Below are 11,350 nucleotides of genomic sequence, written 5' to 3' on the forward strand. Positions count from 1 at the left end.
CACCGCAGTCTGGATCAACGAACCCGCCAAGGAGGAACCCAGCTCCGATACAGAACAAGTCGCCTGATACGTCTCATACGGTTTGACAGCTACCGACCAGGTCCCAACCGTTGCCCAAGAAGCGCGGGATGGACGCCCATGGCAATCGTGGCGCGCTGTTTCGTGTTGAACGGTCATCGGCGCATGGCGGTACGGAGCGCGAGGTCACTGGGTTTGCCCTTGACGTCGGCGAGCATGGCCGGTGTGGCTGCGGTAAACGTACGGGCTATGTCGTACTGGTACTTCGCCGAAGCGGCCGTCCACTTGAAGTCGGTGAACTTACAGGCGAAGTCATACCAGGCCATCTCTGGTTCCCGAGCGTGCCCCACTCCACAGGCTCGCCCATGATCAGATCGAACGCTTTTCCTCGTGTGCGGCGGTGACGGGGCTGCTGCGGAAGGCGTCTGCCTGGGCGCTCTTCTGGAAGGTCTTCTTCCGCTCCTTCCCGGTGGTGGACCAGCGGACGCGGTAGAACGTGACCTTGCCCGACGTGTTCTTGCGGACCTCGGTCTTGTAGGAGCGCACGTCGTAGATGGTGTTCTTTATCAGGCGGCCTCCTCTCGGGTGTTGCGCTGGGCCGTCAAGGTCGGTTCGATCGACGCCCACCGGGCGTCGTACAAGTCGCCCCGGTAGGCGCCGGGAAGCCATGTGATGATCTACGACCGAACCGTCGCCCTGATCCGGACAGGTCATTCCGCAACAAGATCAGATGCCCTCCTACTGCGTCACCCCACACTGTCAATCTCTTTAGCGACCTTCCGCAGGACAACTGCGGTGGATGGAGAGACGGGCACGCCATGCTACGGAAACCCACCACTCGGTCATCGGGCCACGACTCAGTGTGGATCTTGCTGACCAGTCGTTCGTGATCTACGCTCACTCCGGGTTTTCCAGATTGTCAGGAATTTCATGGAGATGGCGCCTTTGCGTTCTAATCCGAAAATCGGACAGTGACGGGGCAGGCGGCAGCGAACCCTGGCTCGCGGTGGTGGGTCAGGGTTGTTGATTGGCGTCTTGGTCAGGCGGTTGGTTTGAGGATCACGCGGTAGCCGAGGGCTTCGAGCTGGCGGATGTGGGTGCGCTTCTTGCGGTCAGGCTTGATGCGGGTGTCGTAGAAGTCGGGCCCCAGGTCGTGGAAGCGGGCGTCGGGGTTGGACAGCAGGTGCCAGACGATGGTCAAGATGGAGCGGCCGATCGCGACGACGGCCTTCTTCTTGCCGCGTCGGCGGGCGATGCGTCGGTAGCGCTCGCCGAGGAAGGTGGGGGTCTTGCTGGCGCCGACGGCGGCCTCACCCAGGACGCGGGCGAGGTAGCGGTTGCCGTGGCCGGTGGAGTTGCGGCCCTTCTTCTTGCCGGCCGACTCCTTGATGATCGGGGTGAGCTTGGCCCAGGAGCACAAGTGCCCGGCGGTGGGGAAACGGCTCATGTCCAGACCGATCTCCGCGATGATCGTGTGGGCGGCGATCAGGCCGACGCCGGGGATCTCATCCAGACGCGTCGCCGCGTCGGCGAAAGGGGCGACCACCTCCTCGATGGCGCGGTCGAGATCGGCAATGTCGGCCTCGATCGCCTCCACCCGGGCGACCATCTTGCCGAGCAGGTAGGCGTGATGGTCGGTGAAGTGGCCCGTGAAGGCCTCCTCGAGCGCGCCGATCTTGGTGCGCATCCGGGTGCGGGCCAGCTGCGCCAGCGTCTTGGGGTTGCGCTCACCGTTGATGAGGGCCTTGAGCATGGCGCGGCCGGAGACGCCGAAGATGTCGGAGGCCACGACGCTGAGCTTGATGTGCGCGTCTTCGAGGAGCTTTTCGACGCGGTTCTTCTCCGCGGTGGCCGCGCCGACCAGATCGACCCGGTAGCGGGTCAGGTCACGCAGGCGGCGGATCGCCGGGGGTGGGACGAAGCTGGGGCGGATCATCTGTCGTTCGGCGACCTTGCAGAGCCATACCGCGTCGATCGTGTCGCTCTTGGGCCGGCCGGGCAGGTGTTTGACGTCACGCGCGTTGACCAGCCACACCTCGAACCCTGCCGCTTCCAGCAGGTAGAAGACGGGTTTCCAGTAATCCGAGGTCGCTTCCATGACCACCCGGGTCACGCCCAGGCAGCGGAAGCGATCCGACATGGCCAGCAGCGCGCGGGTCATCGTGGAATACGTGCTGACCTCCTGCAGCCGTTTGCCGGAGGTGGTCTCGCTGGGCAGGCGCACGCAGGCCACCAGTTCGGCTTTGCCGATGTCGAGCGCGGCGATCCTGGGGATGATCTCTTCGTTGTCGTTGGTCTCGACCAGCACCAGCTTCCTCCCTTGCCGAGGTCACGGGCAACAACGGCCATCCGCAGGAGCCAGGGCGGTTGCGGAAGCTAATCCGCGTGCTCGAAGGCGACAGTGAAGGGCCCATGGCAGGCTCCCAGCGCCCGACTAGACGACGGCCTCATGACGACCATAGAGCTACGGCGTCGGCGGGCGACCCCTCCCGATTTTCAGCCCGGAACGGGCTCTGCGCAGCGGAAATGGGACTAGACGGTTGTTACGAAGCTCAGCTCTCGCCGCCACAGCGGGTGCGGCCCTCGCCGCCTCGGTCCTCAACCCTTTGCCCGTCCAAGCACAACAAGCCGGTCCGTCGCCTGTTTCCATGGCGGCCGCGACCAAGCAGTCACCAGGCGAGATACTGGGCGCCGCCACAGAGTCCCGGCGAGTGGTCCGCCGGCAAGACGGGCAGGTGATCATCGAAACCTGGTCCAGTCCAGTGCGGCTCAAGCAGAACAGCGGGGCGTGGGCCTGGATCGACACGGGGCTCACCGAGAAAGACGGCGCTCTTCGGCCGAAGGTCGTGAAGGCTCCGCTCGCTTTCACGGCAGGCGGGAAGTCCGAACCGTTCGCCCAGCTGTCGACCGCCGGGGGTCAATCGCTCGCCCTGTCGTGGCCGACCCCGCTCCCGCGCCCTCAGGTCTCGGCGAACCGAGCGACGTACGACCTGGGCGACGGTGCCCAGCTTGTGGTCAGCGCCATGGCAGCGGGATTCCGCTACGAGATCGTCCTCCAGCGTCGCCCGGCGAAACCTCTGGACCTCACACTTCCCGTGCAGGTGAAGGGCGCCTCAGCCGGCGAGCGGCGGGAGGAACTCGTGGATACTCAGGGGCGAACCGTTCTGCGCGCGTCAACGCCCCGCCTGCACATCGAGCCAGGACGGCGTACGACCGCGAAATCAGCCTTCGGCGCGTTCAAGAGCGAGCAGTCCGGCGACAACCTGCGAGTGACGCTGGACGGCGCCAAGCTGGACACCAAGGCCTTCCCCGTGACGATCAGCGGCTCGGTCGCGATGCCCGCGAGTGCGGACGTGCACGTCTCCGACGAGGGCGGCGCCAGCGACCCGTCTTCGCCGTTGCTGATGGCCGGCGGCATCTTCGGCATACGTAACCGCGCCCTGCTGCGCTTCGACACCATGGCTCTCACAGGTCAGCGCATCATCGACGCGAAGTTGTCCGTGGTGAACACCGACGGCCCGGGCTGCGGAGAGGCTGGAGACGGCATCCAGGTCCGGCGGATCACCAGCCGCTGGGATCCGTACAACCTCACCTGGTCCAACAAGCCGGCCACGACCGCCGAGGGCGCCACGATCGTCACCCAGTCCTACGCCAGCGACTGCGGCAGAGGCACACTCGACTGGCCGGTCAAGGAGATCGCCGCAGCTTGGGCGAGCGGCAGCCCCAACTACGGGCTCACCCTGCAGGAACCGAACGAGGCCAACACCTTCGACAACTTCCGCGAGCTCGCCTCCACCGAGTATGGCGACCCCGGCACCGAGGTGCCGAAGCTGACGGTCGTCACAGAACCGGTCCCGTCACCTCAGGTCCTGTACCCGGCGGGACCCGACGGGGTGGAAGTATTCACCGCGCCCGCGGACTGGAAGCTGGACACGCTACCGGTCTCCTCCGAAAACGTGCACGCGTTGAACGGCGCTGACGACCGCGCACAGACCAACACCACCACCTTGGCCCCGCCCTACTTCGACCCGGCCAGCGGGCAGGTGGTCGCTCCCGCGACGCCGGCGGGCAAGGACACCGCGAGCCAGGTGCTGAGCGGGATCGCGCTAGACAACGGCGATGCCGATGAAACCCTCGCGATCGGCTTCGAGAGCGAGGATTCGCCGGCGGCCCGGACTTCCGCAGTGGCCACCACGGAAACCCCGTACTCGATCACTCCCCGGTACGTCGAGGTCGCCAACAGCTACCAGGCGCTGAACACCATCACTGACCAGGTGCTCGATCTGGACGCGACGATCCCGGCGGGAACCGCCCTGTTCGCCACGCAGATCTGGCCCGAGCGCAACCTGGTCGTGGTGCAGTCCACCGATGCCTCCCCAGGGCTGCGTAAGGCTCTGGCGGACCGGTACGGCACGTACAACGTCGCCATCTGGCTGCGTTCAGAGAGTGACCGTCCGCACCCGAACGTCCAGACGAAGTCCTCCGCCGCCGCGGACAGCCGGCAAAATGACACGGGAAAGCTCAACGGCGGCTCCAAGTTCGTTCCCTTCAAGGCTGACAACACCCCATCCGGGGCGTGCACGACCGCATTCGCCATGGGGAGCGCAACCGACAACCTCATGGTGAGCGCCGGGCACTGCGCTGACGGAGACGGGCTACTCGCGAGCGCCGGCATCATCAAATGGACGAACTGGCGGGACGGTCAAGGAACCATCAAACTGCCGAACCAGCCGACCTACTACGGCGACGTGTCCCTGATCCAGACGGGATTCGGCCGCGTCACGAGCCCCACCATCTTCATCGGCGGCAGGGACTCATCCGTCAAGGAATGGGTGGGCGGGCGGTTCTCGGTCCGCTCTCGGGAAGGCGACCAGTACTGCATCGGCGGCGCCAGCACGAATCCCGAATCCAACGGCCAGATCTGCCGCTTCAAGGTCACCGACATCGGCTGGAAGGTCGAGTACGTAGACCCGAAAACCCGGGAATACATCGGCACGGTGCGGTGGGTTCAGGTCGGCAAGAAGACCGGCAAGTGCCCGGTCGGCGGTGATTCAGGCGCGCCGGTCTACACTTTCCGCCAGAGCGATGGATACGTGGTGGCCAAGGGCGTCTTCAGCGGCGGAGTCGGCGATGACGCGCCTGTCCAGTCCAACTGCGTGACTTACTTCACCGACATCCATGACGTGATGAAGGCCGTCGGCAAGGACATCTACAAGAAATGACTCCCCTGGGCCCGTCCTTCCTGTGGCGCATGTGCTGCCTCCTGGTGTTGGCCGTCGCGATTTCCATGGCGACCTCCATACGGGAGTCTCGGCCGCCTGAACCACCCTTCAACGGGTCGATCGACAAGGTCGAGGTGGAAGGACGGACCCTCATCCTGCACGCGTTCGGTATGAGCCCCACGGAATGCCTCAAGGCCGACGAAGCCGTAGCAGCCGAGTCCGAGACAAGCGTGCGGGTCCGGGTAGTGCTTCGCGACGTCTGCCCGCGACGTGAGCGCACGCTGCTTGAGAAGTGGCGGGACGAATTGTGGCCGCGTTCTTATATCGGTGGTCGCGGCGGGGTCGTTTTTGTGCCCGTCACGCTCGACCGGCCCTTGGGGCGCCGGAAGGTCCTCGACGAGGCGGGCCACGAAATCCGGGTCTGCCCGATCACGGGCTCGCGATTGAAGACCATGCGACAGTGCCTGACGTAGGGCGTGGGCGCCGAATACCCTGTCATGCCATGTGACCTGCTGGTATTCGATTCGTGGATGAGTCCACCGACTCGGTCACGCAGGAGGATGCGTAACTGTACAAGATGGCGTTCACGATTTCTCGCAGGTCGTGCACAAGCGCTGTCGTACCCGGCCCACGCTGGCCCGGGTACGACAGGCCGTCAAGGTCGGTTCGATCAACGCCCACCGGTGCGCTGTGCCATAACTCACCACGCCATCTGATCTGACCTTCTAATCCTCAGCACTCGTGTTCTCACGCCTCCTGTACCTGCGGTGGTCCGGTTCTTCGGCTGGTTGACGCTCCTCACGCGAGGTGACACCTCCAAGAGGTGGAGATCTTAGTGCTGCGTCATGAGGTCGCCGTCCTGCGCCGTCAGGTCACCCGGCCACGACCGGACTGGGCCGACCTGAGCTTCCCCCGTACTCCGGACACTTGACCTGAGGTCACCCCCTATCGAATGCGAGCCCTTGCTGGCGCGTCTGTCATCGCACACCGTGGGGGAGGTGGGACCGATGGCAAAGACTCGTGTGCAGGTCAGCAAGCGATGCGGTTGTGTGGATGAGGAAACGGGACGTCAGCGAGGAGTGACGTGTCCGCGTCTGCCGGTGGATGACGATCACGGCAGCTGGTATTTTGCGGTGCAGGTACGCAGCCTGGATGGGCAGCGGCAGCGCGTCCGCCAGGGTGGTTACCCTGACCCCGAGGAAGCGGAGGCGGCAGGCCGTGCCTTGGCCGCTGCCGACCGCGACGATGCAGGGGCCGGATGCACGCTCGGGCAGTGGCTGGCACGCTGGCTGGCCACCAAGAACGCCCTGCGTCCGTCGACCCGGTAAGGCTACGCCACACACATCCGCCTCTACCTCATCCCCCACCTGGGACGGATCCGGCTGCTCAAGCTCACCTCTCGCGACGTCAACGGACTGCTCGTGGCGCTGGCGTCCCGTCCCTCGCCAACCGGGCGCCGGTTGTCGCCAGCCACCGTGGTGCGGATCCACGCCACCTTGCGGACCGCGCTGAACGCGGCGGTGCGTGCCCGGCTGATCCCGGTCAACCCTGCCAACGGAGCCGAGCTGCCCCGGCCGCGGCGACCGCATCCAGTGATCTGGACCGCGGGGCGGACGGCCCGCTGGCAGCAGGCGGGAGAGCGTCCAGCGGTAGCGGTCTGGACCGAACAGCAGCTCGCGGCGTTCCTGGCCAGCGTGGTGCAGGACCGCCTGTATGCCGCCTGGTGGCTGGCCGCGCTGCGCGGCCTGCGCCGCGGTGAACTGGCCGGGCTGCGCTGGACGGACGTCGACCTGAACGCCGCGGAGCTGACAGTAGCGCAGCAGCGGGTGCACGCCGACGGCCAGGTCGTGGTCGGCCCGCCGAAGAGCGCCGCCAGCTGCCGGGTGGTGGCCCTGGACGCGGAGACCGTGCGGGTGCTAAGTCGACATCGGGAGCGCCAGGAGCAGCTGCGTGCGACGGCGGGGGCACGCTGGCGGGACTCGGAGTACGTGTTCACCACTGCAGATGGAGCGCCGCTGCGGCCGGACTATCTCACCGGCCGGTTCCGCCGGCTGGTGGCCGCCTCAGGCTTGCCACCGGTCCGGCTGCACGACCTGCGACACGGCGCCGCCACCCTCGCGCTGGCCGCGCACACCGATCTGAAGGTGGTGCAGGCCATGCTCGGGCACGCCAGCATCGTGCTCACCGCCGACACCTACGTCTCGGTGCTACCAGAGGTGGCCCACCAAGCCGCCAGGGAAACGGCCAGGCTGGTGCTGAAAGCCGCGTCCGCGCTGAGGCCGCCGCTGGGCGGCTGACTCAGCTTTGCCCCACATTTGCCCCATGCCGCCCCAGCGCACGGGCGTGGCCTGAGTTTGCCCAGGTGGAGAAGCGCGCCCTGCAGGATTCGAACCTGCGACCGTCGGATTAGAAGTCCGGTGCTCTATCCAGCTGAGCTAAGGGCGCTCCCGCCTTATTGTGCATGATCCGGCGACTTGTCACGCACACGTTTTCCACGTGTCAGTCTGCCAGGCCGATCACACCCCACACGACCAGCGTCCCCAGGACCGTCGTCGCGAGGGTCCAGCCGGTGGCGCGTCTGGGCGTGTGGGCCTCAGAGAGGATATCGGAGGTCGCCAGGTAGAGGAGGAACCGGAGAAAAAGCCCAGGAAGCCGCCTGGGATGGTGACGAGGGTGGTCAAGGTGGCGCCTGTCACGGGGGCAGGGCGTCCAGGAGCAGGAGGCTGAGGGCGCGGTGGCGGGCGTTGCCGTACAGGGACGTGACCGTGTACGTGTTGAAGCCGTCCCTGAAGTCGTGAGCGATCACTCCAATCGCCACGGCCACCGCCAGGGAGGTGTCCGTCTGGTACGCGGCGCCCTCCAGGAGGCTGTGGACGACCAGGGCGGCGCCGGCGGTGAGGTCGACTCCTGCGCGGGCGTGGCGGTGGGTGGCGTAGTCGGTCTCGTGGGCGTCGCGCATGCCCAATCGGCATGGGAGTCCACGTTAGAGGGGTGCCGAGCCGTGAAAAGGCCGGGCGGGGGCGGGGCAAAAGGGTCTAAGCTCTCGTGGCATGGTCGCGACGCTCCTGCATGAGATTCCCCTGCAGGGCGGGGACGTGACTGACGGGGTGGTGCGGGTCGGAGACACCGTACGAAGACCGGCCAGTACGTCGACACCCGCCGTGCACGCCCTCCTCCGGCACCTCGAGGCCGCGGGGTTCGAAGGGGCGCCGCGGGTGGTGGGGATGGACGGGCTCGGGCGCGAGATCCTCACCTATGTGCCGGGTACGACGGGGCTGCGGCTCGAGAGCGTGCCCGATGAGGCGCTGGCTGGGCTCGCCGTGTTGGTGCGGGAATATCACGATGCGACCGTTGGGTTCCCGCTGACGGCCGAGGGGTGGGCGTACGGGTCAAATGATGACAAAGCGCCAGAAGTCGTCGGACACTGCGATTTAACGCCAGATAACGTGATATTTGGCAGCGGACAGCAGCCCCGCGCGCTGATCGACTTCGACTTGGCCCGACCGACGACCCGGCTCTTCGACATCGTCACCACGCTCCGCCACTGGGCCCCCATCGCCGACCCCGTCGACCGGCACCCGCTCCTCCGCAACCTCGACGTGGGCGCCCGCCTGCGGCTGTTCTGCGACGCGTACGGCGTGCCGCCCCGCGACCGCCGCCGCCTCCTCGACCTGTCCAGGCTGCGCTTCCACCGCTCCTACACCGTCATGCGCACCCGTGCCTCGTCAGGCGGCAACTGGGCGAAGATGTGGGCGGGCGGCGCGGGCGAGCGCATCCGACGCGCGGCCGCCTGGCTGGACACGCACGAAGACGAGCTCCATGCGCATCTGGTGTGACCCGCTGGGGCTCGCCCTCGGGGTGGCCCTCGACCAGTTGTTCGCCGACCCGCAGAGCCCCGCCCACCCGGTCGCCGTTTTCGGGCGTACCGCCGCGAAGATTGAAAAATCCCTGTACGCGGATAAGAAGGCGCACGGAGTCGTACATGTCGCCATATGCGTGGGGGGTGCGGCCGCGCTCGGGGTTCTCGCACAACGGGTCCCCCACGCACGTACCGCCGTCACAGCCGCCGCCACCTGGGCCGTGCTCGGCGGCACCACGCTCGCCCGTGAGGGCGAGTACCTGGCCGACGCCCTCGAACGCGACGATCTCGAGCGGGCCAGGGCCAGACTCCCCCACCTGTGCGGCCGCGACCCCTCACGTCTCGAGGCCAAGGAACTGGCCAGGGCCACGGTCGAGTCGCTGGCCGAGAACACCTCCGACGCCGTCGTGGCCCCGCTCTTCTGGGGCGCGGTGGCGGGCGTGCCGGGGCTGCTGGCGTACCGGGCGATCAACACGCTCGACGCCATGATCGGCCACCGTTCGCCCCGATACGAGCGGTTCGGCTGGTCGGCGGCGAGGCTGGATGACGTCGCGAACTACGTACCGGCCAGGGTGACGGGCCTGCTCACCATCCTGACCGGCCCGAGCCCGGGCCGAGCCCTGGCCGTGCTCAGGAGGGACGGCCACCGGCACCCCAGCCCGAACGCGGGCAGGTGCGAGGCAGCCTTCGCCGGCGCGCTCGGCGTCACCCTTGGCGGCACGAACGTCTACCAGGGCAGGACCGAGCACCGCCCCACCATGGGTGACGGGCCCGAGCCTGGCGTCAAGGACATCCGCCGGGCCGTACGCCTGACACGCGCGGTCAGCCTGGCCGCCGCCGGGGCGGCCGTGCTGACAGCCTGGGCCCTACGAAATCGCCACAAATAGGTCGTCGGTAAGATTGCGGACCGCGGCGCAATTGCGCAGTAATCAGCTATTGAAGGCTTTTCACATTACGCGGTTGAGATTGAGCACCAGCCAGACGACGAATATCGCGACCAAAGTGATCCCGATCATCGACTTCGCGGCGTGGTTCGCAACCTCCTTCCTGGCGACGACCTGCTTGGCGCTCTGCTTCCAGACCTGACGCATAATGATCATGTTCTGGAACCGGCGGCCGAGGGCGAACACGGCGAACGCGATGATGATGAATAAGATGATGCGACCGTCTGCAGGTTCCACGGAGATCCCCCTGTGGCCTTGAAGTAACTCACGCCCCCGAAACTTTTAGAGCACTCAGGATACTCGGCCGACAGCGGTTTGTAATTGGAATTATGGTTCGAGATCGACCACGATCGGCGCGTGATCGGACGGGCCTTTCCCTTTGCGGGCCTCCCGGTCGACGTACGCCGACCGCACCCGCCCGGCGACGTCCGCGCTCGCGTAGACCAGGTCGATGCGCATCCCCATGTTCTGGTGGAACATCCCGGCCCGGTAATCCCAGTACGTGAACGGGTGCGGGCCCTTCATCGGCGTCGGCACCACGTCATGCAGGCCCAGGGCACGCAGCTCGGCGAGGGCACGGCGTTCGGCCGGGGTGACGTGGGTGGAGCCGGCGAAGAGCGCGGGGTCCCACACGTCGGCGTCCGTGGGCGCCACGTTGTAGTCGCCGCACGCCACCAGCGGCATGGTCATCTCGGCCGCCAGCGCGTCCCGCAGGGCGGCGAACCAGTCGAGCTTGTACGCGTAGTGCGGGGAGTCAACCGTGCGGCCGTTCGGCGCGTACAGGGACCACACGCGCATACCGGCGCAGGTCGCGCCGATCGCGCGGGCCTCTGGCGTGGCCGCGCCCACCCCGTCGAGCTCCCCGAACCCCGGCTCGCCCGGAAAACTGAGCGTCACGTCGTCGAGGCCGACCTTGGACAGCAGGGCGACGCCGTTCCACCGCCCGTCGCCGTGGGCCGCGACGGCGTAGCCCAGCTCCCCCACCTCCGCCATCGGGAACGCCTCCGCCGGGCACTTGGTCTCCTGGAGGCACACGATGTCGGGCTTCGCCTCGGCCAGCCACTCGAGGAGGCGGGGCAGGCGGGCCTTGACGGAGTTGACGTTCCACGTCCCAAGCCGCATACCCCCACCCTGCCCCTTTTTCAGTTTTTAGGCGTGCGGCGGCTCTCTCGTCCTTCATGTCTTACGGCGGAGCACGGCCGGCCCACCCGCCGCACGTGGCCGGGCTCTGTCCAGGGAGACGGTCGTGTGGTGTGCGGGGCTGGGCGCCGTTACGCCGCATCCTGGGCCGACGGAAGGCAGCGGGG

The 11,350-nt window shown here is 67.0% G+C and carries 12 protein-coding genes and 1 tRNA gene; 6 read left to right on the forward strand and 7 right to left on the reverse strand.

Annotated elements, in window-relative coordinates:
- Window positions 1–173 precede the first annotated feature (173 nt).
- The 3 genes from AB0J09_RS40560 to AB0J09_RS40570 form a co-directional block, all read right to left on the reverse strand.
- The gene (locus AB0J09_RS40560) at window positions 174–344 is read right to left on the reverse strand and encodes a hypothetical protein (RefSeq protein ID WP_360703184.1); all 171 of its coding nucleotides are present in this window, start codon (window positions 342–344) and stop codon (window positions 174–176) included.
- 43 nt (window positions 345–387) lie between these two features.
- Window positions 388–564 carry a hypothetical protein gene (locus AB0J09_RS40565; protein WP_360703187.1) on the reverse strand — a complete coding sequence of 59 codons (177 nt, stop codon included), beginning with the start codon at window positions 562–564 and terminating at the stop codon, window positions 388–390.
- Between the two features lie 493 nt (window positions 565–1,057).
- Window positions 1,058–2,326: an IS110 family transposase gene (locus AB0J09_RS40570; RefSeq protein WP_360703189.1), complete on the reverse strand. Its 1,269-nt coding sequence runs from the start codon at window positions 2,324–2,326 to the stop codon at window positions 1,058–1,060.
- 340 nt (window positions 2,327–2,666) lie between these two features.
- Here AB0J09_RS40570 and AB0J09_RS40575 point away from each other — a divergent pair, with 340 nt between their 5' ends.
- The 4 genes from AB0J09_RS40575 to AB0J09_RS40590 all read left to right on the forward strand — a co-directional run bounded on the left by AB0J09_RS40575 (window position 2,667) and on the right by AB0J09_RS40590 (window position 7,537).
- Window positions 2,667–5,240 (forward strand): DNRLRE domain-containing protein, encoded by a 2,574-nt coding sequence (locus tag AB0J09_RS40575; RefSeq protein WP_360703192.1) that lies wholly within the window; start codon window positions 2,667–2,669, stop codon window positions 5,238–5,240.
- Window positions 5,237–5,713 carry a hypothetical protein gene (locus AB0J09_RS40580; protein ID WP_360703195.1) on the forward strand — a complete coding sequence of 159 codons (477 nt, stop codon included), beginning with the start codon at window positions 5,237–5,239 and terminating at the stop codon, window positions 5,711–5,713. The genes AB0J09_RS40575 and AB0J09_RS40580 overlap by 4 nt, the downstream gene beginning before the upstream one ends.
- Window positions 5,714–6,247: 534 nt before the next feature.
- Entirely contained in the window at window positions 6,248–6,568 is a 321-nt protein-coding gene (locus AB0J09_RS40585) for a hypothetical protein (protein ID WP_360703197.1), read from the forward strand.
- A 132-nt stretch (window positions 6,569–6,700) separates the two neighbouring features.
- The gene (locus AB0J09_RS40590) at window positions 6,701–7,537 is read left to right on the forward strand and encodes a site-specific integrase (RefSeq protein ID WP_360703200.1); all 837 of its coding nucleotides are present in this window, start codon (window positions 6,701–6,703) and stop codon (window positions 7,535–7,537) included.
- A 74-nt stretch (window positions 7,538–7,611) separates the two neighbouring features.
- Here the strand turns inward: AB0J09_RS40590 and AB0J09_RS40595 are convergent.
- Together AB0J09_RS40595 and AB0J09_RS40600 are read right to left on the reverse strand one after the other, a co-directional pair.
- Window positions 7,612–7,685, reverse strand: a tRNA-Arg gene (locus AB0J09_RS40595).
- 247 nt (window positions 7,686–7,932) lie between these two features.
- Window positions 7,933–8,199 carry a hypothetical protein gene (locus AB0J09_RS40600; protein ID WP_360703203.1) on the reverse strand — a complete coding sequence of 89 codons (267 nt, stop codon included), beginning with the start codon at window positions 8,197–8,199 and terminating at the stop codon, window positions 7,933–7,935.
- Between the two features lie 91 nt (window positions 8,200–8,290).
- On the opposite strand from AB0J09_RS40600, the gene AB0J09_RS40605 reads away from it, so the two are divergent.
- Complete coding sequence (locus AB0J09_RS40605) at window positions 8,291–9,076, forward strand: aminoglycoside phosphotransferase family protein (RefSeq protein WP_360703206.1); 786 nt, start codon at window positions 8,291–8,293, stop codon at window positions 9,074–9,076.
- Complete coding sequence (locus tag AB0J09_RS40610) at window positions 9,060–9,986, forward strand: cobalamin biosynthesis protein (RefSeq protein WP_360703209.1); 927 nt, start codon at window positions 9,060–9,062, stop codon at window positions 9,984–9,986. Before AB0J09_RS40605 ends, AB0J09_RS40610 begins: the two co-directional genes overlap by 17 nt.
- A 60-nt stretch (window positions 9,987–10,046) precedes the next feature.
- On the opposite strand, the gene AB0J09_RS40615 is transcribed toward AB0J09_RS40610, so the two are convergent.
- Both AB0J09_RS40615 and AB0J09_RS40620 read right to left on the reverse strand, forming a co-directional pair.
- A complete protein-coding gene (locus AB0J09_RS40615; RefSeq protein ID WP_360703212.1) occupies window positions 10,047–10,280 on the reverse strand; it encodes a hypothetical protein in 234 nt (77 codons plus the stop codon).
- Between the two features lie 90 nt (window positions 10,281–10,370).
- Entirely contained in the window at window positions 10,371–11,165 is a 795-nt protein-coding gene (locus AB0J09_RS40620; RefSeq protein WP_360703214.1) for an exodeoxyribonuclease III, read from the reverse strand.
- Window positions 11,166–11,350: the final 185 nt, after the last annotated feature.

The sequence above is a fragment of the Nonomuraea sp. NPDC049784 genome (assembly GCF_040659615.1).
Classification (GTDB): domain Bacteria; phylum Actinomycetota; class Actinomycetes; order Streptosporangiales; family Streptosporangiaceae; genus Nonomuraea.